Raw genomic sequence first — 26,385 nt, forward strand, 5'->3', positions numbered from 1 at the left:
CCGCCCTCAGCGGGGCAGTTCGGCCCGGCGCAGCCCCGGTACGGCCAGCGCGACGACCCCGCCGAGTCCGCAGACGGCGGCGCTGACCACGTAGACCGGGCCGAGCCCGAAGGCGCCGATCGCGGCGGCCGTGAACGGCATGCTCAGCGGGGTGAGACCGAGGCTGACCAGGCTGGAGACGGAGGTGACCCGGCCCAGGCAGGCGGGGTCGGCCTGGGTCTGCAGCAGGGCTGCGCACAGGGCGCCGCTGAGCCCGGCGAGCAGACCGATCAGCAGGGCGACGCCGACCGCGTCGACGAGGCCCGGCACGAAGGCGAGGGCGCCGATCGTGACGGACCCGGCGAGGATCGAGACGCCGGCGGCCAGACCCGCGCGCGGCAGCCGCCCCCGCACGGTCAGCAGCAGGGAGGCGGCCCCGGCACCGGCGCCGAACCCCGCGAGCACCCAGCCCACGCCTGCCGCACCCCAGCCGCGCCGGTCGGCGAGCAGGGTCAGCCCGACGTTGAGGGGGCTCACGAAGCCCAGGTCGCCGAGGGCGATGGCCAGCATCAGCGGGGCCAGGACCCGGTGCCGGCGGACGTGGGCGAGGCCGGCCCGCAGATCCTGCCAGGGGGTGGGCGCGGCGGCCCGGCCGCCGGCCGGGAGTTCCCGCACCCGCAGGGTCAGCAGCAGGGGTACCGACACGGCGATGAGCAGCCCGGCGAGGCCGAAGGCGGCCGCGGCGCCGCCGGCGGCCACGCCGAGGCCGCCGAGCGGGGCGCCGAGGATGCTCGCGACGCGGATGGCGATACCGCGCATGCCCTGCACGCGGGCGAGCTGGTCGCGGCTCGTCACGCGCACGGGAAGGGCGCCCACGGCGGGCATGAACACCGCGTCGACGATGCCGAAGACCAGGGCGAGCGCCGCGAGCGGCCACAGGCCGGGGCTGGTCAGGAAGAGCAGCGCGGCCGCGGCGAGGACGGCCGCGCAGCGGACGGCGTCGGAGCCTATGACGACCCGGCGGGGCCCGAACCGGTCGGCCATCACCCCGCCGAACAGCATCAGCACGGCCCGGGGCAGGGCGCTGACGGACATCACCGCCCCGGCCTGCGCGGGTGACCCGCCCTGGACGGCGGCCCAGGACAGGGCGACGTAGTAGACGCTGTCGCCGACCATGGAGGAGGTGTAGGCGCCGAGCCAGCGCAGGACGTTGGGGTCGCGGTGGGCGGGGCGCGGCGCGGCGGTGGCCGGGGCTGCGAGGGTCGCGGTCACGGAGGCGGGCCCTTCTCAGCGGCGGAACGGGAAGCCGTACACGTGCAGCGCGACGTGCTCGCGCCCTTCGGTGTCGCCGGCGGCCTCGGCGGACCGGCCCTTCTCGTCGTACTTCCTGGCCAGCGCGACCAGTTCCTCGCGGAGTTCGTCCAGTTCGGCGGCGGTGAGGCGGAGCAGGGACTCGCTGTCGGGGGCGGCGGCGTTCCACTCGGCGCTCCAGGTGGCGCGCTCGTCGAGGTAGCGGCGGTACAGGTCGGCCCGCTGGTCGTGGAAGAGCCGGGTGGCGGCGAGGTGGGCGGCAGCCTTCTCCGGTGCGTCCCGGAAGTCGCGGTCCCGGATGGCGATGCCGTCCGAGGCGGGCTGCCACCAGCGCTCCCGGCCGTCCGCGCGCTGCGGCTCGGCCGCTTCGATGAGGCCGTGCTCGGCGAGTTTGCGCAGGTGGTAGCTGACCAGTGAGACGGCCTCGTCCACCTGCTCGGCGAGCTGCGAGGCCGTCGCCCTGCCGGCCACGCACAGGCCCCGGTAGAGCTTCATGCGCAGTGGGTGGGCCAGCGCCTTGAGGGTGCCGATGTCGGTGATGCGGAGGTCTCTCTGCCGGTCCGTCATGTCACCGACCGTAGATACAAAAGAAAAGTTGCGCAATGGATTTTGCGCAACTTTCCTTTCGTATCCGTGCGAGGAAAAGCCCCGGCGTCCGTCACGGACACCGGGGCTCGGGCTCGGTACGCGGTGTCACCGCACCGGGTGACCCGCACCTCGCAAGGTGTCCTTGACCTCGCCGATCCGCAGGTCCCCGAAGTGGAAGACGGAGGCCGCGAGCACCGCGTCCGCGCCCGCTGCCACCGCCGGCGGGAAGTCGGCCAGCCGGCCCGCGCCGCCGGAGGCGATGACCGGCACGGTCACGTGCTTGCGCACCGCCGCGATCATCTCCAGGTCGTAGCCGTCCTTCGTCCCGTCCGCGTCCATCGAGTTGAGCAGGATCTCCCCGGCGCCCAGTTCGGCGGCCCGGTGGGCCCACTCGACGGCGTCGATGCCGGTGCCGCGGCGGCCGCCGTGGGTGGTGACCTCGAAGGAGCCCGACTCCGTGCGGCGGGCGTCGACCGAGAGGACCAGGACCTGACGGCCGAAGCGTTCCGCGATCTCGCGGATCAGGTCCGGGCGGGCGATGGCCGCCGTGTTGACGCCCACCTTGTCGGCGCCCGCACGCAGCAGCTTGTCGACGTCCTCCGCGGTACGGACGCCGCCGCCGACCGTCAGCGGGATGAAGACCTGCTCGGCCGTGCGGCGCACCACGTCGTACGTGGTCTCCCGGTTGCCGGAGGACGCGGTGATGTCCAGGAAGGTCAGCTCGTCCGCGCCCTCCGTGTCGTACACCTTGGCCATCTCGACCGGGTCGCCCGCGTCGCGCAGGTTCTGGAAGTTCACGCCCTTGACGACCCGGCCGTTGTCCACGTCCAGGCAGGGGATGACTCGGACCGCCAGGGTCATGAATCCACGGCTCCTCTGTATGCCTCTAGCTCTGCCTCGACCAGGATGCGCGGGTCGACGAAGCCGGTCACCACGACGAACGTGGTCACCGGGCGCACCGGGTCGAAGACCTCCTTGTGGGCGCGTCCCACCGCGTCCATGTCGCGCGCGTGCGCGAGGAACAGGCGGGTGCGGATCACCGACTCCGGTCCGAGGCCGAACTCGGCGATCGCCTCCAGGGCGGTGGCGAAGGCCACCCGGGCCTGCTCGTACGGGTCGCCCTCCCCGTACAGCACGGTGCCCTTGAAGGACGTCGTACCGCCCACCACCACACGGTCGCCCGCCGCGACGGCACGGGCGAAACCGAAGCTCTCCTCCCAGGGACTTCCGCTCTGCACGCGCCGTACGGCATCGGACGTCATGGTGACACTGCCTCCAGTGCTTCTTCCAAGGTGAACGCCTTGGCGTACAGGGCCTTTCCGACGATGGCGCCCTCGACACCGAGGGGTACCAGGTCGGCGAGGGCCCGGAGGTCGTCCAGCGACGACACGCCGCCGGAGGCCACGACCGGCCGGTCCGTCGCCGCGCACACGTTCTTCAGGAGCTCCAGGTTCGGGCCCTGCAGGGTGCCGTCCTTGGCGATGTCGGTGACGACGTAGCGGGCGCAGCCCTCCCGGTCGAGACGGGCGAGCGTCTCGTAGAGGTCGCCGCCGTCGCGGGTCCAGCCGCGGCCCCGGAGGGTCGTACCGCGCACGTCCAGGCCGACCGCGATCCTGTCGCCGTGCTCGGCGATGACCTTGGCGACCCACTGAGGGGTCTCCAGGGCGGCCGTGCCGAGGTTCACGCGGGTGCAGCCGGTGGCGAGGGCCGCGGCCAGGGTGGCGTCGTCGCGGATGCCGCCGGACAGCTCGACCTTGATGTCCATCGCCCCGGTGACCTCGGCGACCAGCGCGCGGTTGTCGCCGGTGCCGAACGCCGCGTCCAGGTCGACCAGGTGCAGCCACTCGGCGCCCGACGCCTGCCAGGCGAGCGCGGCCTCCAGCGGGGAGCCGTAGGAGGTCTCGGTCCCGGACTCGCCGTGCACGAGGCGGACGGCCTGGCCGTCGCGGACGTCGACGGCGGGGAGGAGTTCGAGCGTGCTCACAGTGTTCCGATCCAGTTGGTGAGGAGCTGGGCGCCGGCGTCGCCGGACTTCTCGGGGTGGAACTGGGTGGCCCACAGGGCGCCGTTCTCCACGGCGGCCACGAACGGCTTGCCGTGCGTCGACCAGGTGACGATGGGGGCGCGCATCGCCGGGTTCGTCGTCTCCAGGGTCCAGTCGTGGACCGCGTAGGAGTGCACGAAGTAGAAGCGCGCGTCCTTGTCCAGGCCCGCGAACAGTTGGGAGCCGACCGGGGCCTCGACCGTGTTCCAGCCCATGTGGGGCACGATCTCGGCCTGCAGCGGCTCGACCGAGCCGGGCCACTCGTCGAGGCCCTCGGTCTCCACACCGTGCTCGATGCCGCGTGCGAACAGGATCTGCATGCCGACGCAGATGCCCAGCACCGGCCGTCCGCCGGACAGCCGGCGGTCGATGATCCAGTCCCCGCGCGCCCCGCGCAGGCCCTCCATGCAGGCGGCGAAGGCGCCGACACCCGGCACCAGCAGGCCGTCCGCGTTCATGGCCTTGTCGAAGTCACGGGTGATCTCGACGTCGGCGCCGGTGCGGGCGAGGGCGCGCTCGGCGGACCGGACGTTGCCGAAGCCGTAGTCGAAGACGACGACCTTTTTCGACGGTGCGGTCAATTCCACACCTCCAGCCTCATGACGCCCGCCACCAGGCACAGGGCGGCGCTGATCGAGAGCAGCACGATCAGGCTGGTGGGCATCTTCTGCTTGACGAAGGAGATGATTCCGCCGACCAGGAAGAGTCCGACGACGATCAGTATGGTCGAGAGGCTGTTCATCGCTTACAGCGCGCCCTTCGTCGAGGGGAGGATGCCGGCCGCGCGCGGGTCGCGCTCGGAGGCGTAGCGCAGCGCCCTCGCGAGAGCCTTGAACTGGCACTCCACGATGTGGTGCGCGTTACGTCCGTACGGTACGTGCACGTGCAGGGCGACCTGCGCCTGGGCGACGAAGGACTCCAGGATGTGCCGGGTCATGGTGGTGTCGTACTCGCCGATCATCGGCGCCATGTTCTCCGGCTCGGTGTGCACCAGGTACGGGCGGCCGGACAGGTCGACGGTGACCTGGGCGAGGGACTCGTCCAGCGGGACCGTGCAGTTGCCGAAGCGGTAGATGCCGACCTTGTCGCCGAGGGCCTGCTTGAAGGCGGCGCCGAGGGCGAGGGCGGTGTCCTCGATGGTGTGGTGCGAGTCGATGTGCAGGTCGCCGTCGGTCTTCACGGTGAGGTCGAACAGACCGTGCCGGCCGAGCTGGTCGAGCATGTGGTCGTAGAAGCCGACGCCGGTGGCGATGTCGGTCTTGCCGGTGCCGTCGAGGTCGATCTCGACGAGGACCGAGGTCTCCTTGGTGGTGCGCTCCACGCGCCCTACGCGGGTCATGCGTCCAGCTCCTTCTTGACTTCACGTACCGCGTCGAGGAACGCGTCGTTCTCTTCGGGGGTTCCGGCGGACACCCGCAGGAAGCCGGGCACGCCGTTGTCCCGGACGAGGACTCCCCGGTCGAGGATCTTCTGCCACACCGCGTGCGGGTCCGCGAACCGCCCGAACTGCACGAAGTTGGCGTCGGACTCGGTGACTTCGAGGCCCGCCGCCCGCAGTTCGGCGACCAGCCGGTCCCGCTCGGCCTTCAGCTGCTCGACATACTTCAGCAGCGTGTCGGTGTGCTCCAGGGCGGCCAGCGCGGTCGCCTGGGTGATCGCCGACAGGTGGTAGGGCAGCCGTACGAGCTGTACGGCGTCGACCACCGCGGGGTGCGCGGCCAGGTAGCCGAGGCGCAGGCCGGCCGCGCCGAAGGCCTTCGACATGGTCCGGGAGACGACGAGATTCGGCCGACCTTCGAGCAGCGGCAGCAGCGAGGCGCCGTGGCTGAACTCGATGTAGGCCTCGTCGACCACGACCATGGACGGCCTGGCGGTCTGGGCGGCCTCGTAGAGCGCGAGGACCGTCTCGGCCGGGACCGCGTTGCCGGTGGGGTTGTTGGGGGTGGTGATGAAGACGACGTCCGGCCGGTGCTCGGCGATGGCCGCCGAGGCCGCAGCGACGTCGAGGGTGAAGTCCGCGTTGCGGGGGCCGGAGATCCAGCGGGTGCCGGTGCCGCGCGAGATGAGCGAGTGCATCGAGTACGAAGGCTCGAAGCCGATCGCGCTGCGGCCGGGTCCGCCGAAGGTCTGCAGCAGCTGCTGGATGACCTCGTTGGAGCCGTTGGCCGCCCACACGTTCTCGATGGTGAGCGGGTGGTTGCCGGTCTTCGTCAGGTACCTGGCCAGCTCGGTGCGGAGCTGGACCGCGTCCCGGTCGGGGTAGCGGTTCAGGTCCCGGGCGGCCTCGCGCACCCGCTCGGTGATCCGCTCGACCAGCGGTTCGGGCAGCGGGTAGGGGTTCTCGTTCGTGTTCAGCCGTACGGGGACGTCCAACTGGGGCGCGCCGTAGGGGGACTTGCCGCGCAGCTCGTCCCGTACGGGGAGATCGTCGATGCCGAAGCTCACTTGCCCGTCGGTACCTTCCATCCGAACCTTGCCTTGATCGCCGCGCCGTGCGCGGGCAGGTCCTCCGCCTCCGCCAGCGTGACCACGTGGTGCGCGACGTCGGCCAGCGCGTCCTTCGTGTAGTCGACGATGTGGATGCCGCGCAGGAACGACTGCACGGACAGGCCGGAGGAGTGGCAGGCGCAGCCGCCGGTGGGCAGCACGTGGTTGGACCCGGCGGCGTAGTCGCCGAGGGAGACCGGCGCCCAGGGCCCGATGAAGATCGCGCCCGCGTTCTTCACCCGGTCGGCCACGGCGGCGGCGTCGGCGGTCTGGATCTCCAGGTGCTCGGCGCCGTACGCGTCGACGACCCGCAGGCCCTCGTCGACGCCGTCGACCAGGACGATCGCGGACTGGCGGCCCTTGAGGGCGGGGACGATCCGGTCCTCGATGTGCCTGGTGGCCGCGACCTGCGGCTCCAGCTCCTTCTCCACCGCGTCCGCCAGCTCCACGGAGTCGGTGACCAGCACCGCCGCCGCGAGCGGGTCGTGCTCGGCCTGGCTGATCAGGTCGGCGGCGACGTGCACCGGGTCGGCGGTGGCGTCCGCGAGCACGGCGATCTCGGTCGGTCCGGCCTCGGCGTCGATGCCGATCCGGCCGGTGAAGTAGCGCTTGGCGGCGGCCACCCAGATGTTGCCGGGGCCGGTGACCATGTTCGCGGGCGGGCAGGACTCGGTGCCGTACGCGAACATCGCGACGGCGGTGGCGCCGCCGGCCGCGTACACCTCGTCGACGCCGAGCAGGGCGCAGGCGGCGAGGATGGTCGGGTGCGGCAGGCCCTCGAACTCGGCCTGCGCCGGGGAGGCGAGGGCGATGGACCCGACGCCGGCCTCCTGCGCGGGCACCACGTTCATGATCACGGAGGACGGGTAGACCGACCGGCCGCCGGGCGCATAGAGCCCGACGCGCTCCACGGGCACCCACTTCTCGGTCACGGACCCGCCGGGCACGACCTGGGTGGTGTGGGCCGTACGGCGCTGCTCGCGGTGGACGAGACGGGCGCGCCGGATGGACTCCTCCAGGGCCGCGCGCACGGCCGGGTCGAGCTCGTCCAGCGCCTTGGCCAGGGCCTCGGCCGGGACCCGGACCTGCTCCAGCGTGACCCCGTCGAACTTCTCGGCGAAGTCGATCAGCGCCGCGTCGCCCCGATGATGCACGGCCTCGCAGATCGGACGCACCTTCTCCAGGGCGGCCGAGACGTCGAAGTCGGCTCGGGGCAGCAGGTCGCGCAGCGCGAGGCCCTCGGGGAGGGCGTCGCCGCGCAGATCGATTCGGGAGATCACAGGCTCAATTCTCTCAGACGGCACTCGGAGCCCGTCCGCGCGTATCAATGGCTGATACAGAACGTGAGCCGGCGACCGCACCGGCCGCCGCTCCGTGGCTTGATACGGGGCGCGGGGCGGCGGCCGGCACATAGCCTGGCCGGAACTCGGAAGATCACCATTACCAACTGTGTTCGGGATCTCACGCACCGGGCATCACCGGTTGTACCGAACACGACCCGCGAGTAGTTGAGGAAGAAGGAAAAGCCGTGACCCAGGGGGACGGCGTCCGGGACGGGGATCTGCCGGACGATCTGACCGCGGCCGAGGCCGGTATGTGGCAGGCGTTCCGCAACGGCAGCGTGTACGACCTGAGCAGCGGCGACCTGCACGTGGACGATCCGCACGGCGGCCACCCGTGGGGACCCGAGCGGACCGTGCGGGCCCGGATCGTGTGCTGGCTGCTGCTCGACGGGCCGCCGGCGCTCGACGGCCGGGTGGCCTCGCTGAAGCTGGCCGGCGTCCGGATCACCGGGCCGCTGGACCTGGCGGGCGGCACGGTCACGCCGTACCTGGAGCTGCGCGGCTGCCGGTTCGACGACGAGATCCTGCTGCCGGAGGCACACTTCACGACCGCGCGGTTCGTGGACTGCGCGGCGCCCCGCCTGGAGGCCGCCCGGCTGCACACGGAGGGTGACCTGCACCTGCCGCGCTGCCGCTTCCTCGGCGGGGTCCGGCTCACCGACGCGCACATCGGCACCGACCTGCTGCTGAACCAGGCGGTGGTCTACCGGGACCGCAGCGGGCGGTCGATCGCGGCGGACGGCATGAGCGTCGGCCAGGACCTGCAGGCGGAGCTCCTGGAGACGCACGGGGAGCTGAGCCTGCGCAGCGCCAAGGTGGGCGTCTCGCTGAGCCTGCGCGGGGCGCGGCTGCGCAACCCCGACGGCCGGTTCGCGCTGAACGCACCGCAGCTGACCGTCGGCCGGACCCTGTACCTGACCCCGGCCGGGGTGGGCGGCCCCTGGCAGAGCGGGACGACCCCGGCGCGTGGGACGCGGATCCAGCGGTTCGAGTGCCAGGGCGGGGTCCGCCTCGACGACGGGCGGTTCGGGGACGCGGTGGACCTGGAGCGGGCTCGGCTGACCTTCACTGACGACCAGGAGCTGTCGCTGCGCCGGGTGCAGGCGCCGGAGCTGCGGTTCCTCGGGGAGGAGCCGCAGCGCGGGCGGGTGGTGCTGTCCGGCGCCCGGGTCGTCAACCTGGTGGACCGGGCGACCAGCTGGCCGGGTCCCGGACGGCTGCACATGGGCGGCTTCGGCTACGAGAACCTGGTGCCGCAGGGCCCGTTCCCGCTGACCCGGCGCCTGGACTGGGTGGCGGCTGCGACCGCCGAGTACAACCCGGAGCCGTACGAGCGCCTGGCGACCGTGCTGCGGGCCGCCGGCGAGGACGAGGACGCCCGCGAGGTGCTGCTCGCCAAGCAGCGGCGGCGCCGCGAGACGCTGCCGCCGGCCGCCAAGCTCTGGGGGTTCGCGCAGGACCTGACGGTGGCCTACGGCTACCGGCCGGGCCGGGCGGCGGTGTGGATGGCGGTGCTGTGGGCGGCGGGCACACTCGCGTTCGCGCACGCCCCGCATCCGCCGATGAACTCGGGCGGCCACCCGGCCTGGGATCCGGCGCTGTTCGTCCTGGACCTGCTGCTGCCGGTGATCGACCTGGGCCAGGTCGGCCAGTGGCGGCTCACCGGCGGCTGGCAGTGGGCGGCGGCGGTGATGATCCTGCTGGGCTGGATCCTGGCGACGACCGTGGCGGCGGGGGCGACGCGGCTGCTGAGGCGGGGGTGACGCGGCTGCCGAGGCAGAGGTGACGGCTTGATGCCTCCGGGGCAGCCGAGGAGGCTGTGCCGCTGACAGGTACCGAACAGGTGAGCAACAGTCACCTTTTACTTCTCCTTGACCGGCGACCATACAACTTTCGTGGAGTTGGCCATAACGTCTGGCGCTGCCCCGACCTGCGGACTTTCAATGGTCAACGCCATGGCTTCGCTGCGCGCGCTCTTCCGTTCCGCACGGAGGGCAACGAACGTCCCGCCTCTCGCCTCCGGACCGCTCCCGGCCGACGACGAGGTGTTCCTCGACGCGCCCGACGACCGGCTCGCCCCCGCGCTGGTCGCGGCCGGCCGGGGCGAGCACGAGGCGGCCGCGAAGCTGCTGGCCGGCACCCGGGACACGGCCGAGTGGGAGGAACGCGACCGGTACGTGCACCGGCTCGCCCTCTTCGCCCGCTCCCGCGCCGAGTGGCTCGGCCAGTGGGCCGCGGCCGCCCCGCACGACCCGGACCTGCTGCTGGTCCAGGCCCAGCTCGCGGTGGACCAGGCCTGGGACTCGCCCGCCCGCGCGGAGCTCCTGCGCCCGCTCAGCCCACTGATCACGGCTGCCGCACGCGGCGACGACCGGGACCCGGTGCCGTGGCGGATCGCCCTCGACCACGCCCGCGGCACGAACGCCGGCCACCGGTACTTCGAGGAGCTGTGGGAGGCGGCCGTCCGCCGCGCCCCGCACCACCACGGCTGCCATGTGGCGGCGCTGCGCTACCTGGGCACGTACTGGCACGGCTCGCACGGCGAGTGCTTCGACTTCGCCGACCTGGCCGCCCAGGACGCTCCGGCCGACTCCCTGGTCCAGGCCCTGCCCGCCCGCGCCGCCTTCGCCTACCTCACCGACGGCTGCGGACCCGAGGTGCCGCGGGCCCGGCTGGACGCGGCGGCCGACCGCGCGATCGCGCTCTCCGCGCGGTTCCCGGCGGCCGACACCTGGCCGGCCGAGATCCGCAACAAGCTGATGTACCTGCTGGTCCACCTGGAACGCTGGGAGGCCGCCCGCACCCAGCTGGACCTGATCGGCCCGTACGTCACGTCCTTCCCCTGGGGCCGGCTCTCCGACGACCCGCTGGGCCATTTCGTACGCCTGCGCACCCACCTGCTGTCCGGTACGGAACCGCTCCCCGAGGCCGTGCTGATCCCCTCGCCGAGGGCCGCGGGGCGCCCACGGGCCGAGCACGGCGGACATGTTCCCGCCGATGACCACTAGGCTGTGGCGCCGTGACCACCGTCCGTCTCCCCCTCTTCCCGCTGAACTCGGTGCTGTTCCCGGGGCTCGTGCTGCCGCTGAACGTCTTCGAGGAGCGCTACCGCGCCATGATGCGCGACCTGCTGAAGACACCCGAGGAAGAACCGCGCCGGTTCGCCGTCGTGGCGATCCGCGACGGCCACGAGGTGGCACCGAGCGCGCCGGGCATGCCGGACCCGACGGCGCAGCCCGACCGGGGCCCGGCGGCCGGCTTCGGACCCGACCCCCTCAAGTCCTTCCACCGGGTGGGCTGCGTGGCGGACGCGGCGACGATCCGGGAGCGGGCGAACGGCACGTTCGAGGTGCTGGCGACGGGCACGAACCGGGTGCGGCTGCTCTCCGTCGACGCGTCGGGCCCGTTCCTCACGGCCGAGCTGGAGGAGCTGACGGAGGAGCAGGGCGACGAGGCCGGCGCGCTGGCCGAGGGCGTCCTGCGGGCCTTCCGCCAGTACCAGAAGCGCCTGGCGGGCGCCCGCGAACGCTCCCTGTCCACGGGGGTCGACCTCCCCGACGAACCGTCGGTCGTCTCCTACCTGGTCGCCGCCGCGATGATGCACGACACCCCCACCAAGCAGCGCCTCCTCCAGGCCCCCGACACGGCGTCCCGCCTCCGCGACGAGCTGAAACTCCTTCGCTCCGAGACGGCGATCATCCGTAACCTGCCGTCACTGCCCGCGGCGGATCTGACGCGGACGCCGACGAGCCTGAACTGAGCCGGGGTCTCCTGAATGCCGAAGAACTCGAAGAAGCAGCAGTCCGGTGGCGGAGGCACCCCGGCGACGGTGGCCCTGACCACCGCCGGCGTGGATTTCACGGTCCACTCCTACGACCACGACCCCGCCCACCCGTCCTACGGCGAGGAGGCGGCGGAGGCGATGGGCGTGTCCCCCGACCGCGTCTTCAAGACCCTGGTCGCGGACGTCGACGGCGCGCTCACGGTCGCGGTCGTCCCGGTGGCCGGCAGCCTGGACCTCAAGGCACTGGCCACGGCGGTCGGCGGCAAGCGGGCGGCGATGGCGGACCCGGCCCTGGCCGAGCGCACGACGGGCTACGTCCGCGGCGGCATCTCCCCGCTGGGCCAGCGCAGGAAACTCCCCACGGTCCTGGACGCCTCGGCCTCGGCCCACGCCACGATCTGCGTCTCGGCGGGCCGCCGGGGCCTGGAGGTGGAACTCGCCCCGACCGCCCTGGCGACCCTCACGAACGCGACCCTGGCCCCCATCGGGCGTGCGTGACCTCTCGACGAACCCTCCGTACTGGGTTAAGTACGGAGGACATGTCGAAGAAGACACGGAAAAGAAAGTGGCGCCTGAAGAAGGCCCGCTCGAACCACGGTCGCCGTCCGGCCTAGGCGAGTGGGGGCGCGGGCCGCGGAGCCTTACGGGGTTCCCGTGCCCCTGCACCTCCAGGCATCACGTCGACTACAGGCCGTCAGGGGCCGACCGCGCAGTTCCCCGCGCCCCTGACTCCGCTGCCCCGCCCCCGCTTCCCAGTCACCGAACACAGGCCCAAGAACGAGCACCGACCGTCCGCCACCGCATCACACCCCGCGCGGCGATTGAGGACAAGGCCGCCCTGCACCACAGACCGAGGACGACGACCGACGCCCACCGCATCCCAGCCCGCCCGCCATCCGAGAACACAGGCCGACCGCCACCACATCACACCCCGCGCGGCGATTGAGGACAAGGCCGCCCTGCACCACACCACAACCCCCACCCGTCCGAGAACGACGACCGACGGCCACCACCTCGCAGCCCGTCCGGCGTTTGAGGACGAGGCCTTTCGGGCCGATGCGGGGGTCCGGGGGCGGCAGCCCCCGGAGCGGGCGGTCGAAGGGGGCCCACCCCCTGGAGGACGGGACGTGGACGGGACGGGTAGGTGCGGCGGGGGCGGGAAAAGCTACGCCGGTGGAGCGGCGTACGGGCCGTCCTCGTACGGGGGCTCCGGGTCCCGCGGACCGAACAGCGCCGTCAGCCCCAGATGCACCACCAGCGCCGACAAGGACCACGCCAGCAACGCCCCCTTCGCCCCGAGCTTCAGCGGCGCCGAGAACGTCACCCCCTTGCCCACGGCCTTCGCATGGGCGATCACGTCCGACTCCGGCCCCAGCCACATCCCGAGCCGCCAGGCCAGCACCGACGCCAGCAGCCCCCCGACCCCCAGCGCCACCACCAGCGGCACACCCCCGCGCCGCCGCCACACGAACACCGCCACCGCGCTCACGACCCCGAAGGCGAGTGCCAGCAGCGTGAACGTCCCGTCCACCCCGGCCGCCTGCTCCCCCTCGCTGTCCTTGAGGTAGACCGCCCAGTTCTTGCCGGACTGGTCCCCCACCAGCGGCACATGCGGCGCCAGCCACAGCCACAGCAGCCCGAGCAGCACCCCGCTCACCGCCACCGCGACGGCGATCACGGCGCCTTCCCGCAGCTCGGTCTTCATCCCTGGACCGTCCTGTCCGTACTCCCCCGCGCCCTCCCCGGCGGGCGGCGGAGCCTGCCAGGCCTGATGCGGGGACTGGTCGTGCGGCGGCGGAGGCGGCGTCAACGGTGCGGTCACGATGCCATCGTGCCAGGTCGGCCTGTGGGGCGCGTCACCGGACGGCGGCCCTGCGGTACGCCCAGGTGGCGACGGCCAGCGAGACGACCCCCACCCCGGCGCACACCCCCAGGTCAGCGAGGACGACGGCCCAGTCCGGCCGCGCCCCGAAGGTCCGGGCGTAGGCCTCGACACCGTACGTCGACGGCAGCAGGTCGCGCGCGAACTGGATGATCCCCGGCATCCGGTCCGGCGGCAGCACACCGAGCAGCAGCGCCGCCGACATGCCCAGCTGCCCGAGCAGGGTGGCGAGTTCGGGACGGGGCGCGAGCAGCCCGCAGGCCGCGCCCAGCCCCGCCAGGGCGGCCCCGGCGAGCGGGATCACCGCGACGAGGATCCACAGGTTCCCGAGCGGCAGCCCGAACAGCACGCACCCGAAGACGGCCGTGACCAGCGTCCCCGGCACGGTGAAGGAGGCGTACGCCGCGGCCGCCCCGAGCACCACGGAGGCCGGCGGTACGGGCAGCGTGGCGTAGTGGTCGAGCCCGCCGCTCGCCCGCAGCTGCCCGAAGTACTGCGCCAGCAGGTTCAGCGCCACGTAGGCGACGACGACCACCGACGAGCCCGCCACCACGGACTGGGCCTCGCCCCGCGAGTCCACCACCCCGCGCATCATGATCATGATGCCGACGGACTGGAAGGTCGCGACGAACAGCAGCGGGATCCGTGCCACCCGGGCCCGGGACAGCTGCGCGCGGTAGACGGCCACCAGCGACGGCCACAGCCGCGCCCGCGGGCCCAGCTCGGCCGCCGGGCCGCCCGGCGCGGTCTCCTCCACGGCCAGGGCACCGCCCGGCAGAACCTCAGCGGGTACGACACTCACGTCGCGCTGCTCCCTTTCCGTGCGGCACCTGCGGCCCGTACCGCTGCCGCGTCTTTCCGTACGCGCCCGGCCGCCGTCCTGTTCACCCTCACGTCCGCCGTCACGCCTTCACCAGCCCCTGCCGTGCGGCGCCGCCCAGCGCCAGGTAGACGTCCTCCAGGCTGGGCGTGGCGAGGGTGAAGTCGTCGAGGGCGGCGAAGGCGGCCCCGCCGGTCACCGTGGCGACGACGGCTCGCGCCTCCTCGGGCGCGAGCCGCAGTGTCCAGCGCCGGCCGGACTCGACGGCGCGTTCCCGCAGGACAGCCACCTCGGGGACCTCCAGCGGCGCCCGTTCCCGCCACACCAGCTCGACCCGTACCTCGCCGGCGACCCGCTCCTTGAGCCCGGCGGGGGTGTCGCAGGCGATGACCCGCCCCTGGTCGAGGACGGCGACCCGGTCGAGGACCGTCTCGGCCTCGATGACGTTGTGGGTGACGAGCACCACGGTGGCGCCGTGTTCGGCCCGCCGCCGGTCCACGGCGGCCCACACGGCCCGCCGGGCCACGGGGTCCATCCCGGTGGTCGGTTCGTCGAGCACCAGCAGGGGCCGCTCCCCGACCAGCGCGGCGGCGAAGCAGGCGAGCCGCCGCTGTCCGCCGGAGAGCTTCTTGAGCGCCCGCCCGGCGATCGGCGTCAGGCCCAGCTCCTCCAGCACGGCGTCGCGCTCGCGCCGCGCCTCGCGCGCGTCCAGTCCGCGCAGCCGCCCGGTGGTCTCGGCCGCGAGGGACACGGTCAGCTCGTCGAGGGCGCTGGACTCCTGCCCGAGGTAGGCGAGGATCCGCGCGGCCCGCTCCGGGTGCCGCACGATGTCGTGCCCGAGGATCTCGACACTGCCCGCGTCGGGCCGCAGCAGCCCGGTGAGCTGCCGTACGAGCGTCGACTTGCCGGCCCCGTTCGGCCCGAGCAGCCCGAAGATCTCCCCGCGCCGGACGTCGAGCTCCACCGCGTCGGTGGCCCGCACCTCGGGCACGGCGGGAGCACCACGCCGCCCTTTGACCGCGGCGTAGGTCTTGGTCAGCCCACGCACGGCACACACGACATCACCCTGCCGCCGCAGTGCCCGACCCACGCCCGTACTCACAAGGGACGAGACTACGGGGTCGCCCCCGTTTACTCGCCTTTGGGGCGCCTCGCTTCCCGACTCCGTGAGAGCAGCGCCCCTGAAAGGGGCGCTGGGGGTCCCCCGGCCGAAGGCTGGGGGAGGAACTGCGCGACAGGCCCCCACCGGTCCGCAGCCGAAGTCACCCTCCGTCACTCGGCGGACGCATGCTCCCCGGCCCCCGCCGGCACGTCGAACTCTCTCCAGAACCCCGCCCGAATGGCGTACCGGTCATGCTCGTCGATCTGGTCGTCCTTGTGCGCCAGCAGCCCGAACCGCGCCGCGTACCGCAACAGCTCCCCGTCGATCCGGTGCGGAATCCGCGGGTACATCCCGGACAGCTTGTGCAGATGGCTCTGGTCCCCGAGCCGCGACATCCACCGCCGGGCGAACACCTGCCCGACCTCGTACGGATCCCCGCCGACGGTCGTGATGTCCTCCTCCCGGTCGGCCCACCGCTGCTCCGCGGTGGTCAGCTGCGCCAGCGTCGGCATGGAGGCCGCCTCCGCCGGCTCCGCCGCGACCCCCGGCCGGTCCACCCACCCCTTGTCGGAGGACCACCGCAGGGTGGCCGTGGTCGCCGCCTGCTGGACCGGCGACTGGACCGGCTGCGCGCCCGGCGCCCGCAGCGCCGCGAGGTCCTTGGGCGTCGGCACCCCCTTCGGCGCCGGCACCCGCTCCTGCGCCCCGTTCTCCACGACGCTCGCCGCGGGCGCCCGCTCCACGTCCTCGGTCCCCGGCTCGGGAGCCGCCGCCAGCGACGACTCGGGCAGCGGCGCCGAGAGGATCGCGGCGATCTCCGGCCGCGGCACCGGGGGCGGCGCGCAGACCGCGGTCAGCTCCTTGGCCCGTACCGCCTGGGTGATCCACGCCCGGTCCAGCACCCGCCGCTCGTCGGCCTCGGCGACCAGGTCCTCGGACTGGTTGTAGTCGCCGTCGGCGGCCTGCACGGCCCACAGGTGTACGGCGACCCCGTGCTCCTTGGCGGCCATCATGCCCGGCAGCAGGTCCCCGTCGCCGGTCACGAGGACGACGTCGGAGCAGGCCCTGTTCCTGGCCAGCTCGGTCAGCTCGGCGTGCATGGCCGCGTCCACGCCCTTCTGCGCCCAGCGCCCGTCGCTGCGGGTCAGCGCGCCGAGCCGGACGGTCACCCGGGGCATCACACGCAGCCGGCGGTGTTCCGGCTGGGGGACACGGTCGGGGGCGCCGTCGAACCAGTAGATGCGCAGCAGTGGACGCTCGGTGTCGGACTCCGCGCGGTCGCGCAAGGCCTGGATCAGCGCGGCGTGGTCGACGGTGATGCGGGATCGGGAGGGCTCACCGGCGAGGAGACTGGCGGCGGCACCCAGCAGATACCCGGCGTCCACCAGGACGATGCAGCGGTCCACGCGACTCACCCTCTTTCCGGGAGGTTTGCTTTCGGGGCTTCCTTCGAGTCTGCCCGACCACGCGGGGGTTAACGGCCCGAACTCGATCTTCGGCGTGGCGTTTCGGGACCTTGCTCTCCGACAAGCCCTGTTACAGACGGTAATTATCCGAAATGCGTCCGTTGTCAGCCTATGTGAATCTGAATTCGGCCCCTAGATCCCCCACAGGAGGCAGATCACCATGGCCAAGAACAAGAACCGCAAGGGTGGCTCCCAGAACCGCACCCCGCAGAGCGAGCAGACCCACGAGCAGCACGGGCAGCGTACGTCGGGCGAGTCCCAGGACTCGCCGGTGTCGCACATCCAGGGCAGCCCGGCGGACGTCGCTCGCAAGAAGCAGAAGAGCTTCGGTCACAACTGAGCGACCGACCAGGTCCCCCCGGGCTGTTGAAGCCCAGGCACACAGGAGGGGCGCACCCGTTGCGGGTGCGCCCCTTCCGCCTGTGCGGCGGCCGGCGGCGGGCCGGGAGCCGGGGCCTATCCGGCCAGGCAGGACGGGCCGAGCAGCACCTTGAGGTCGCCGAAGAGCGCCGGGTCCGGCTTCACCCGGTGCCGGTCCAGGCGCAGCACGGTCGTCTTGGTCGGGCCCTGGAGCTTGATCCGGACCTCGCTGTCGCCCCTGTGGTGGCTGAGGATCTCGCCGAGGCGGCTGACCATCGGCGGCGTGACCCGGGTGGCGGGGATGGTGAGGATCACGGGGGCGTTGGTGCCGGCGTTGGAGAGGTCCGGGACGGTCAGCTCCATTCCCACCAGCCGGGGCACGTCCTCACGCTTGTCGAGGCGGCCCTTGACGAACACCACCGCGTCCTCGATGAGTTGGGTCGAGATGAGCTGGTAGCTCGCCGGGAAGAACATGCACTCGATGGAGCCCGCGAGGTCCTCCACGGTGGCGATCGCCCAGGCGTTGCCCTGCTTGGTCATCTTGCGCTGGAGACCGGAGATGATCCCGCCGATGGTGACCACCGCGCCGTCCGCGTGCTCGCCGCCGGTGAGCTGGGCGATGCCCGCGTCGGCCTTGTCGGAGAGCACGTGCTCCAGGCCGAAGAGGGGGTGGTCGGAGACGTACAGACCGAGCATCTCCCGCTCCTGGGCGAGCAGGTAGGTCTTGTCCCACTCCTCGGTGGTGAACTCGACGTCCAGGCCGAAGCCGGGCTCGTTGCTCTCCTCCTCGCCCATTCCGCCGAAGAGGTCGAACTGGCCCTCGGCCTCCTTGCGCTTGACCGCGACCACGTTGTCGATCATCGAGTCGAAGTGCGCGGTGAGGCCCTTGCGGGTGTGTCCCAGGGCGTCGAAGGCGCCCGCCTTGATCAGGGACTCCGTGGTGCGCTTGTTGCAGGCGACCGCCTCGACCTTGTCGAGGTAGTCGGGGAAGGAGTTGTACTTGCCCTTGGCCTTGCGGCTCCTGATGATCGACTCGACCACGTTCGTGCCGACGTTGCGGACGGCTTCGAGGCCGAAGAGGATCACGTCGTCGCCCTGCGCGGCGAAGTTGTGCACCGACTCGTTGACGTTCGGCGGCAGCACCTTGATGCCCATGCGCCGGCACTCGTTCAGGTAGACGGCCGACTTGTCCTTGTCGTCCTTGACCGAGGTGAGCAGCCCGGCCATGTACTCGGCGGGGTGGTTCGCCTTGAGATAGGCGGTCCAGTACGAGACGAGTCCGTACGCGGCGGAGTGCGCCTTGTTGAAGGCGTAGCCGGCGAACGGGACCAGCACGTCCCACAGGGCCTGGATGGCCTCGTCGCTGAAGCCCTTGTCGCGGGCGCCCTTCTGGAAGAGGACGAAGTTCTTCGCCAGCTCGTCGGGCTTCTTCTTGCCCATCACGCGGCGCAGGATGTCGGCCTCGCCGAGCGAGTACCCGGCGATGATCTGGGCGGCCTTCTGGACCTGCTCCTGGTAGACGATCAGGCCGTAGGTGACGGCCAGGACCTCTTCCAGGGGCTCCTCCAGCTCCTTGTGGATCGGGGTGATCTCCTGGAGCTTGTTCTTGCGGAGCGCGTAGTTGGTGTGCGAGTCCATGCCCATCGGGCCCGGACGGTAGAGGGCCGACACGGCGGAAATGTCTTCGAAGTTGTCGGGCTTCATCAGGCGCAGCAGGGAGCGCATGGGGCCGCCGTCGAACTGGAAGACGCCCAGGGTGTCGCCGCGCTGGAGGAGTTCGAAGGTCTTCGGGTCGTCGAGCGGCAGGGCCAGCAGGTCGAGGTCGATGCCCTTGTTGGACTTCACCATCTTGACGGCGTCGTCCATGATCGTCAGGTTGCGCAGGCCGAGGAAGTCCATCTTCAGCAGGCCGAGCGACTCGCACTGCGGGTAGTCCCACTGCGTGATGGTCACGCCGTCGGTGTGCCGCACCCAGATCGGGGCGTGGTCCACGATGGGCTCACTGGACATGATCACGCCGGCCGCGTGCACACCCATCTGCCGGACCAGGCCCTCGACGCCCTTCGCGGTGTCGATGACCTTCTTGACGTCCGGCTCGTTCTCGTACATCCCGCGGATCTCGCCGGCCTCGTTGTACCGGGGGTGCGAGGGGTTGGTGATGCCGTCGAGGTCGATGCCCTTGCCGAGGACGTCGGCGGGCATGGCCTTGGTGAGGCGGTCGCCCATCGCGTACGGGTAGCCCAGCACGCGCGCGGAGTCCTTGATGGCGTTCTTCGCCTTGATCTTGCCGTAGGTGCCGATCATGGCGACCTTGTCGGCGCCGTACTTCTCGGTCACGTACCTGATCACCTCGACGCGCCGACGCTCGTCGAAGTCGATGTCGACGTCGGGCATGGAGACGCGCTCGGGGTTGAGGAACCGCTCGAAGATCAGGCCGTGCGGGATCGGGTCGAGGTCGGTGATGCCCATGGCGTAGGCGACGATCGAGCCGGCCGCGGAGCCTCGGCCGGGGCCGACCGCGATGCCGTTGTTCTTGGCCCACATGATGAAGTCGGCGACCACGAGGAAGTAGCCCGGGAACCCCATCTGGATGATGACGTCCAGCTCGTACTCGACCTGCTTCTGGCGATCGTCCGGGATGCCGCCGGGGAAGCGGCGCTCCATGCCCCGGCGGACCTCCTCCTTGAACCAGGTGACCTCGGTGAAGCCGTCGGGGATGTCGAACTTCGGCATGAGGTTCTTGGCCTCGAACATGCCGGTGGTGTCGACCATCTCGGCGACCAGGAGCGTGTTGGCGCACCCCTCCTGCCAGGCGTCCGAGGAGTCGACGGCGTACATCTCGTCCGTGGACTTCAGGTAGTAGCCGGTGCCGTCGAACTTGAAGCGGTCCGGGTCGGAGAGGTTCTTGCCGGTCTGGATGCACAGCAGGGCGTCGTGGGCGGTCGCCTCGTGCGCGTACGTGTAGTGCGAGTCGTTCGTCACCAGCGGCGGGATGCCGAGCTTCTTGCCGATCTCCAGGAGGCCGTCGCGGACCCGGTGCTCGATCTCGATGCCGTGGTCCATCAGCTCCAGGAAGTAGCGGTCCTTGCCGAAGATGTCCTGGTAGTCGGCGGCCGCCTTCAGGGCCTCGTCGTACTGCCCGAGGCGCAGCCGGGTCTGGAGCTCGCCGGAGGGGCAGCCGGTGGAGGCCACGATCCCTTCGGACCACTGGGAGATCGTCTCCTTGTCCATCCGGGGCCACTTCTGCAGCCAGCCCTCGGCGTACGCGTCCGAGGAGAGCCGGAAGAGGTTGTGCAGGCCGGTGCTGTTCACGGCCCACATCGTCTTGTGGGTGTAACCGCCGGAACCGGAGACGTCGTCCCGCTTCTGGTGCGGCTGGCCCCACTGGATCTTGCGCTTGTTGCGCCGGGACTCGGGGGCGACGTACGCCTCGATCCCGATGATCGGGGTGACCCCGGCCTTCTTCGCCGTGTGGAAGAAGTCGTACGCCCCGTGCAGGTTGCCGTGGTCGGACATGGCGATGTGCGTCATGCCCATCTCGTTGCAGGCGTTGAACATGTCCTTGAGCCGCGCGGCACCGTCCAGCAGCGAGTACTGGGTGTGGACGTGCAGGTGCGTGAAGGGCGGCTTTGACACGGTTTCGGCCTCCGAAATCAAGCAGGTGCGGCGCGAAGCGCCTCGTTGAGGGGCGGTGGTCGGGCGACGGGTGGGCAGGCGTCGACGATCTTCCGACCGGCTGCGGACAGTCTGGTGGGACAGCGGAATCCTATGCCTCGGCACTGACACCCGGCGGCCTGCCCCGCGTACCTTCGTGCCGAGAAAGCGGGCACTCCCGGGGACCTTCGCACGTTGGTCCGGGCGAGAGATCCGCGCCACATGTCAGGCACCACACGCACCAGGAGGCACCCAGCGATGTCGGTCCCCACGCTCAACGGCGAGCAGCGCGGCGAGGAGATCCTCGCCGTCTTCGACACCGCCTTCGGCGAGCTCCTGGCCGCCGACCCGGCCGCGTTCCGCGTGAAGTTCCGGAAGATGGCGGCCTCGGCCTTCGCCTTCTACCGGGGCACGGCCGCGCTCTTCTACCACGACCTGGACGCCGAGACCGCAGGGCAGGGCGGCGGGAGGACGTCCGCACCGGGCGGCGGGCGGATATACACCGGGCCGTACCTGGACGAGCGCACCTCGCGCGTGTGGATCCACGGCGACCTGCACGCGGAGAACTTCGGCACGTACATGGACTCCAACGGCCGCCTGGTCTTCAACGTCAACGACTTCGACGAGGCCTACGTCGGCCCGTTCACCTGGGACCTGAAGCGCTTCGCCGCCTCCGTCGCGCTGATCGGATACGCGAAGGCGCTCAGCGACGAGCAGATCACCGAGCTGGTCGAGGTGTACGCGGACGCCTATCGCGAGCGCATCCACGCGCTGGCGACGGGCGCGAAGAGCGACGAGGTGCCGCCGTTCACCCTGGACAGCGCCGAGGGCCCGCTGCTCGGCGCGCTGCGCGCGGCCCGCTCGCTGACCCGTTTCGAGCTGCTGGACTCGATGACGGAGATCCGCGACTTCGAGCGCCGCTTCGCCTCCGGCGGCGGCTCCATCGAGCTGGACGCCGCCACCCGGTACAAGGTCCTCGCCGCCTTCGACGGCTACCTGGAGACGCTCCCCGAGTCGTCCCTCTCCCGCCCGGACTCCTACCGCGTGAAGGACGTCGTGGGCCGCCGCGGGATCGGCATCGGCTCGGCCGGCCTGCCGTCGTACAACATCCTCCTGGAGGGCGCCACGGACGCCCTGGAGAACGACGTGGTGATCTACATCAAGCAGGCCCAGACCCCGGCCGTCTCCCGGCACGTCACGGACCCGGTGATCCGGGACTACTTCCGGCACGAGGGCCATCGCACGGTGATCTCGCAGCGCGCCCTGCAGGCGCACGCCGACCCGTGGCTGGGCTGGACCGAGCTGGACGGCGCGGGTCAGCTGGTCGCCGAGGTGTCGCCGTACGCGGTGGACCTGGACTGGAGCGACATCGACGACCCGGAGGAGATCGCCGCGGTGGTCGCGGACCTCGGCCGGGCCACGGCGTCGATGCACTCGGCGGCCGACGACACCTCCGGCGAGTCCCTGGTGCCGTTCTCCACCGAGCGGGCCATCGACGCGGCGATCGCGGCGGACGAGGACGGTTTCGCCGGCCTGCTCACCGAGTTCGCGCACAGCTACGGCGCACGCGCGCGTGCCGACCACCAGATCTTCGTCGACCTCTTCCGCAACGGCCGCATTCCAGGGCTGTAACCTTCGCCGATTCTCAGGGCCCTTTTAGGGGTCCCCTACATGAGTACGTGACAGACTCTCCACCGCTATGGACATATCCGGGACCCAGCTCAGAGCCGTGCGCGCGGCGCTGTTCACGGCTTTCGTCGTGACGCTCAGCACCGCGTCGCACGTGCTGCTGTCCCGGGCCCCGCTGCCGTTCACGACGGTGGCCGCGGTCGCCGCCGGCGTGTTCGGCACGGCGTACGCGCTGGCGGGCCGCGAGCGCGGTTTCGGCCGGATCGCGGCCCTGCTGGTCCCGCTGGAGCTGGCCGCCGACACGGTCTTCACCACCGGCCAGCACGCCTGTTACGGCCGGGCGGGCGGCCCCATCGCGGGCCCGCTGCGCGCGGTCGGCTTCGACGTGCTGTGCCACGGCGGCACGGTCGGTACCCCGCTGGCCCGGATGACCGGCGGCTCCCGGGCCGCCGCGGCCCTCACGCAGGCCGATCCGACCGCCGCCTGGCTGCTGCTCGCCGCGCACGTCGGTGTCGGCCTGCTCGCCGCCGCCTGGCTGCGCCGCGGCGAGCGTGCCCTGACCCAGCTGGTGCGCGCCGTCGCCGCCACCACCTTCCGCCCGCTGCTCCTCGCGGCCGCCGCGGGCACGGTCCGGCCGGCCCCGGTACGGCGGCTGCCGCGCCCGGCACCGCGTCCTGCCGCCGTCCGCGACCTGCTCCTCGCGCACTCCCTGGGACGGCGCGGACCGCCGTGCTCCGGGGCGCTCGCCCTGCCCTTCGCCTGAGCGCCCCGCCCACCCGGGCACGCCCCTCGTCCGAGTACTTCGAACACTCCGAGTACGACGAGTTCCCCACACGTATCCCGCGTACGACATGTGCGCGTCCCCTATGGAGATCACCAACATGAGCAAGCGGAACAGCGCAGCTGCCAAGAACGCGGCCCGGGAGCGGCTGCGCGCCGAGCGCGAGAAGCAGGCCAAGCGCGCCAAGGTCAGGCGGCAGCTCATCGTGGCCTGCTCGGTCGTGGCCGTGCTGGCCGCGGCGGGCGGCATAGGCTACGCCGTCGTCCAGGCCAACAAGCCCGGCCACTGGGAGGCCGTGAAGGACGAGAAGGTCGTCGCCCCGGCCAACACCACGGGCACCGACGGCACCACCGTCGTCATCGGCAAGTCCACGGCCAAGAAGACCCTCAAGGTCTACGAGGACCCGCGCTGCCCGGTGTGCGCCCAGTTCGAGCAGACCGTCGGTGCCACCTTCAAGAAGGACATCGACGACGGCGAGTTCAAGTTCCAGTACGTCGGCGCCACGTTCATCGACAACAAGGACAACGGCGAGGGCTCCAAGAACGCGCTCAGCGCGCTGGGCGCGGCGCTGAACGTCAGCGACCAGGCCTTCCTCGACTACAAGACCGCGCTGTACTCGACGAAGTGGCACCCGGACGAGACGACCGACAAGTTCAAGGACGACAGCTACCTCATCAAGGTCGCCCAGACCGTGCCGGCGCTGAAGGACAACACGAAGTTCCAGGACGCCGTCAAGAAGGGCACCTACGACGCCTGGGCGATGGCCATGTCGAAGCAGTTCGACGACAACAAGGACGGCGTGACCGGCACGCCCGGCTTCGTCATGGACGGCAAGCAGCTCAACGGCGGCTCCCCGCTCCTGACGGTGGCCGACTTCAACAGTGTGGTGGGCGCGGCCCTCAAGGCCTGACCCGAAGACCGGCCGCGAGCCTCGGCCGCCGACCACGAGAAGAAGAGCGGGCGAACTTTCACCGGTTCGCCCGCTCCTTTTCATACCGGTCAGTAACCTGATCCCTCGTGACCAGTCGATTCCGAGCCGACGACGGCTCCAACTCGCTTACGCCCCGCCGCCGTACGGTCGTCAAGGCCGCGGCGGCGACCGCTGTCCTGGCTGCACCGCTGGCCGCCGCACTGCCGGCCCGCGCCGCCTCGGACGCGCCCGCCTTCCTGCACGGCGTCGCCTCCGGCGACCCGCTGCCCGACGGCATCCTGCTGTGGACACGGGTGACGCCGACCGCCGACGCGACGCCGGGTTCCGGGATCGGCCCGGACACCGAGGTCAGCTGGGTGGTCGCCACCGACAAGGCGCTGACGAACGTCGTCTCCAAGGGTTCCACCACCGCGACCGCCGCCTCCGACCACACCGTCAAGGCCGACATACGCGGCCTCGCCCCGGCCACCGACTACTGGTTCCGCTTCTCGGCCGGCGGCACGGACTCCCCGGCGGCGCGCACCCGCACCGCGCCCGCCGCCGACGCCACTGTCTCCGGCCTGCGCTTCGGCGTGGTCTCCTGCGCCAACTGGGAGGCCGGCTACTTCGCCTCCTACCGGCACCTGGCCGCGCGGAGCGACCTCGACGCCTGGCTGCACCTCGGCGACTACATCTACGAGTACGGCACCGGCGAGTACGGCACCCGCGACACCGTGGTCCGGCAGCACGCGCCCACCCACGAGATCATCACCCTCGCCGACTACCGCATACGGCACGGCAAGTACAAGACCGACACCGACCTGCAGGCCCTGCACGCCAAGGCGCCGGTCATCGCCATCTGGGACGACCACGAGTTCGCCAACGACTCCTGGTCCGGCGGTGCCGAGAACCACACCGAAGGCACCGAAGGCACCTGGACGGCCCGTCAGGCCGCCGCCAAGCAGGCCTACTTCGAGTGGATGCCGGTCCGCCCGGCCATCGCCGGCACCACCTACCGCCGGCTGCGTTTCGGCAGGCTCGCCGACCTCTCCCTGCTCGACCTGCGCTCCTTCCGCTCCCAGCAGGTGTCCACGGGCAGCGGCTCGGTCGACGACCCGGACCGCACCATCACCGGCCGCGCCCAGCTCGACTGGCTCAAGGCCGGTCTGAAGGCCTCCGACACCATCTGGCGGCTGGTCGGCAACTCGGTGATGATCTCGCCGTTCGCCATCGGCGCGCTCTCCGCCGACCTGTTCAAGCCGCTCGCCAAGCTGCTCGGCCTGCCCCAGGACGGCCTCGCCCTCAACACCGACCAGTGGGACGGCTACACCGACGACCGCCGCGAGCTGCTGGCCCACCTGCGCTCCAACGCGATCGGCAACACGGTGTTCCTCACCGGCGACATCCACATGGCCTGGGCCAACGACGTGCCCGTGGACGCCGGGACCTACCCGCTGTCCGCCTCCGCCGCCACCGAGTTCGTCGTCACCTCGGTGACCTCCGACAACCTCGACGACATCCTCAAGGTCTCCCCCGGTGTCGTCTCCACCGTCGCCGCCCCGGTCATCCAGCTGGCCAACCGCCACGTGCACTGGGTGGACACCGACCGCCACGGCTACGGCGTCCTGGACATCACGGCCGCGCGGGCGCAGATGGACTACTACGTCCTCTCCGACAAGACGAAGGCCGACGCCACCTCGTCCTGGGAGCGGTCGTACCGCACCCGCACGGGCACACAGAAGGTGGAGCGGACGTACGACCCGGTGTAGCTCCGGCGGGAGGCCACCCGTCAATAAATAGATCGCCTGTTCGGTAACCCCTTGGTAGCGTGATCAAGTTGACGGACCATCACCCAGGCGGCCCGTCAGAAACCGATCACGATTGGAGACAAATGGCCACCCCCCAGCGTGCCATGAAGAAGTCCGCGGTACTCATAGCCACCATGGCCCTCGCCGGTCTCGCGACCGTCGCTCAGGCGCAGGAGGCATCGGCGGCACCGGCATTCGTCAACCTGACCGTGCTGGACACCCACGGGGCTCCCATCTACTCCCAGCCCACCTCCTCGTCGACCCGGTACCGCGTGGACGCGTTCAAGACGGTCGAGCGGATCCAGTGCTCGACCACCAAGACCCCGTCGGGCGAACGGTGGTTCCGGATCTACGACTCCCAGCCGACGGCCTGGGTGTGGTCCGGGCACTTCGCGTCGCTGGTGAACCCGCCCAAGGAGTGCTTCCCCGGCTGAGTG

The 26,385-nt window shown here is 71.5% G+C and carries 25 protein-coding genes; 10 read left to right on the forward strand and 15 right to left on the reverse strand.

Annotated features, from left to right (window positions below; genetic code table 11):
* Positions 1-6 precede the first annotated feature (6 nt).
* The 10 genes from ACIQVL_RS01575 to hisD form a co-directional block, all read right to left on the reverse strand.
* Positions 7-1,251, reverse strand: a complete 1,245-nt coding sequence (locus ACIQVL_RS01575; protein WP_403434977.1) for an MFS transporter — start codon at positions 1,249-1,251, stop codon at positions 7-9.
* A 15-nt stretch (positions 1,252-1,266) separates the two neighbouring features.
* The gene (locus ACIQVL_RS01580) at positions 1,267-1,857 is read right to left on the reverse strand and encodes an ArsR/SmtB family transcription factor (protein ID WP_403434975.1); all 591 of its coding nucleotides are present in this window, start codon (positions 1,855-1,857) and stop codon (positions 1,267-1,269) included.
* 126 nt (positions 1,858-1,983) lie between these two features.
* Positions 1,984-2,739 (reverse strand): imidazole glycerol phosphate synthase subunit HisF, encoded by a 756-nt coding sequence (hisF, locus tag ACIQVL_RS01585; protein ID WP_403434973.1) that lies wholly within the window; start codon positions 2,737-2,739, stop codon positions 1,984-1,986.
* On the reverse strand, positions 2,736-3,140 hold the full coding sequence (locus tag ACIQVL_RS01590) for a RidA family protein (protein WP_403434972.1): 405 nt from the start codon (positions 3,138-3,140) through the stop codon (positions 2,736-2,738). Before ACIQVL_RS01590 ends, hisF begins: the two co-directional genes overlap by 4 nt.
* On the reverse strand, positions 3,137-3,862 hold the full coding sequence (gene priA, locus ACIQVL_RS01595; RefSeq protein WP_403473978.1) for a bifunctional 1-(5-phosphoribosyl)-5-((5-phosphoribosylamino)methylideneamino)imidazole-4-carboxamide isomerase/phosphoribosylanthranilate isomerase PriA: 726 nt from the start codon (positions 3,860-3,862) through the stop codon (positions 3,137-3,139). The genes ACIQVL_RS01590 and priA overlap by 4 nt, the downstream gene beginning before the upstream one ends.
* The gene (hisH, locus tag ACIQVL_RS01600; protein ID WP_403473979.1) at positions 3,859-4,503 is read right to left on the reverse strand and encodes an imidazole glycerol phosphate synthase subunit HisH; all 645 of its coding nucleotides are present in this window, start codon (positions 4,501-4,503) and stop codon (positions 3,859-3,861) included. The genes priA and hisH overlap by 4 nt, the downstream gene beginning before the upstream one ends.
* Positions 4,500-4,664 carry a hypothetical protein gene (locus ACIQVL_RS01605; RefSeq protein ID WP_351704898.1) on the reverse strand — a complete coding sequence of 55 codons (165 nt, stop codon included), beginning with the start codon at positions 4,662-4,664 and terminating at the stop codon, positions 4,500-4,502. The genes hisH and ACIQVL_RS01605 overlap by 4 nt, the downstream gene beginning before the upstream one ends.
* 3 nt (positions 4,665-4,667) lie before the next feature.
* Positions 4,668-5,261, reverse strand: a complete 594-nt coding sequence (hisB, locus tag ACIQVL_RS01610; RefSeq protein WP_028422551.1) for an imidazoleglycerol-phosphate dehydratase HisB — start codon at positions 5,259-5,261, stop codon at positions 4,668-4,670.
* Positions 5,258-6,367 carry a histidinol-phosphate transaminase gene (locus ACIQVL_RS01615; protein ID WP_403434965.1) on the reverse strand — a complete coding sequence of 370 codons (1,110 nt, stop codon included), beginning with the start codon at positions 6,365-6,367 and terminating at the stop codon, positions 5,258-5,260. Before ACIQVL_RS01615 ends, hisB begins: the two co-directional genes overlap by 4 nt.
* Entirely contained in the window at positions 6,364-7,689 is a 1,326-nt protein-coding gene (gene hisD, locus ACIQVL_RS01620) for a histidinol dehydrogenase (RefSeq protein WP_403473981.1), read from the reverse strand. Before hisD ends, ACIQVL_RS01615 begins: the two co-directional genes overlap by 4 nt.
* 248 nt (positions 7,690-7,937) lie before the next feature.
* Between hisD and ACIQVL_RS01625 the strand changes: the two genes are divergently transcribed.
* The 4 genes from ACIQVL_RS01625 to ybaK all read left to right on the forward strand — a co-directional run bounded on the left by ACIQVL_RS01625 (position 7,938) and on the right by ybaK (position 12,034).
* Positions 7,938-9,515, forward strand: coding sequence for an oxidoreductase (locus ACIQVL_RS01625; RefSeq protein ID WP_403434962.1), 1,578 nt, complete (start codon positions 7,938-7,940; stop codon positions 9,513-9,515).
* A 192-nt stretch (positions 9,516-9,707) separates the two neighbouring features.
* On the forward strand, positions 9,708-10,760 hold the full coding sequence (locus ACIQVL_RS01630; protein ID WP_403473982.1) for a hypothetical protein: 1,053 nt from the start codon (positions 9,708-9,710) through the stop codon (positions 10,758-10,760).
* Positions 10,761-10,771: 11 nt separating this feature from the next.
* Positions 10,772-11,512: an LON peptidase substrate-binding domain-containing protein gene (locus tag ACIQVL_RS01635; protein WP_403473984.1), complete on the forward strand. Its 741-nt coding sequence runs from the start codon at positions 10,772-10,774 to the stop codon at positions 11,510-11,512.
* 15 nt (positions 11,513-11,527) lie between these two features.
* Positions 11,528-12,034 carry a Cys-tRNA(Pro) deacylase gene (gene ybaK, locus ACIQVL_RS01640; RefSeq protein WP_403473986.1) on the forward strand — a complete coding sequence of 169 codons (507 nt, stop codon included), beginning with the start codon at positions 11,528-11,530 and terminating at the stop codon, positions 12,032-12,034.
* A gap of 667 nt (positions 12,035-12,701) precedes the next feature.
* Here the strand turns inward: ybaK and ACIQVL_RS01645 are convergent.
* The 4 genes from ACIQVL_RS01645 to ACIQVL_RS01660 form a co-directional block, all read right to left on the reverse strand.
* Positions 12,702-13,358 carry an AAA family ATPase gene (locus tag ACIQVL_RS01645; protein ID WP_403431406.1) on the reverse strand — a complete coding sequence of 219 codons (657 nt, stop codon included), beginning with the start codon at positions 13,356-13,358 and terminating at the stop codon, positions 12,702-12,704.
* A gap of 34 nt (positions 13,359-13,392) precedes the next feature.
* Positions 13,393-14,220, reverse strand: a complete 828-nt coding sequence (locus ACIQVL_RS01650) for an ABC transporter permease (protein ID WP_403431404.1) — start codon at positions 14,218-14,220, stop codon at positions 13,393-13,395.
* Between the two features lie 100 nt (positions 14,221-14,320).
* On the reverse strand, positions 14,321-15,295 hold the full coding sequence (locus ACIQVL_RS01655) for an ABC transporter ATP-binding protein (protein WP_403473987.1): 975 nt from the start codon (positions 15,293-15,295) through the stop codon (positions 14,321-14,323).
* Positions 15,296-15,510: 215 nt separating this feature from the next.
* Positions 15,511-16,746, reverse strand: coding sequence for an NYN domain-containing protein (locus ACIQVL_RS01660; RefSeq protein ID WP_403431399.1), 1,236 nt, complete (start codon positions 16,744-16,746; stop codon positions 15,511-15,513).
* A gap of 220 nt (positions 16,747-16,966) precedes the next feature.
* Between ACIQVL_RS01660 and ACIQVL_RS01665 the strand changes: the two genes are divergently transcribed.
* Entirely contained in the window at positions 16,967-17,146 is a 180-nt protein-coding gene (locus ACIQVL_RS01665; protein WP_366358059.1) for a hypothetical protein, read from the forward strand.
* 116 nt (positions 17,147-17,262) lie between these two features.
* Here ACIQVL_RS01665 and dnaE read toward each other — a convergent pair whose 3' ends face one another.
* Positions 17,263-20,802, reverse strand: coding sequence for a DNA polymerase III subunit alpha (gene dnaE, locus ACIQVL_RS01670; protein WP_403431396.1), 3,540 nt, complete (start codon positions 20,800-20,802; stop codon positions 17,263-17,265).
* 276 nt (positions 20,803-21,078) lie between these two features.
* On the opposite strand from dnaE, the gene ACIQVL_RS01675 reads away from it, so the two are divergent.
* The 5 genes from ACIQVL_RS01675 (at position 21,079) to ACIQVL_RS01695 (ending at position 26,382) form a co-directional block, all read left to right on the forward strand.
* Positions 21,079-22,452, forward strand: coding sequence for a DUF2252 domain-containing protein (locus ACIQVL_RS01675; RefSeq protein WP_403473988.1), 1,374 nt, complete (start codon positions 21,079-21,081; stop codon positions 22,450-22,452).
* Between the two features lie 67 nt (positions 22,453-22,519).
* Positions 22,520-23,212, forward strand: a complete 693-nt coding sequence (locus ACIQVL_RS01680) for a hypothetical protein (RefSeq protein WP_403431392.1) — start codon at positions 22,520-22,522, stop codon at positions 23,210-23,212.
* Between the two features lie 118 nt (positions 23,213-23,330).
* The gene (locus tag ACIQVL_RS01685; RefSeq protein WP_403431390.1) at positions 23,331-24,140 is read left to right on the forward strand and encodes a thioredoxin domain-containing protein; all 810 of its coding nucleotides are present in this window, start codon (positions 23,331-23,333) and stop codon (positions 24,138-24,140) included.
* A gap of 107 nt (positions 24,141-24,247) precedes the next feature.
* Positions 24,248-25,909 (forward strand): alkaline phosphatase D family protein, encoded by a 1,662-nt coding sequence (locus ACIQVL_RS01690; protein ID WP_403473990.1) that lies wholly within the window; start codon positions 24,248-24,250, stop codon positions 25,907-25,909.
* 122 nt (positions 25,910-26,031) lie between these two features.
* Positions 26,032-26,382, forward strand: a complete 351-nt coding sequence (locus tag ACIQVL_RS01695) for a hypothetical protein (RefSeq protein ID WP_403431385.1) — start codon at positions 26,032-26,034, stop codon at positions 26,380-26,382.
* Positions 26,383-26,385: the final 3 nt, after the last annotated feature.

It is taken from the genome of Streptomyces sp. NPDC090499, assembly GCF_044769305.1.
Classification (GTDB): domain Bacteria; phylum Actinomycetota; class Actinomycetes; order Streptomycetales; family Streptomycetaceae; genus Streptomyces.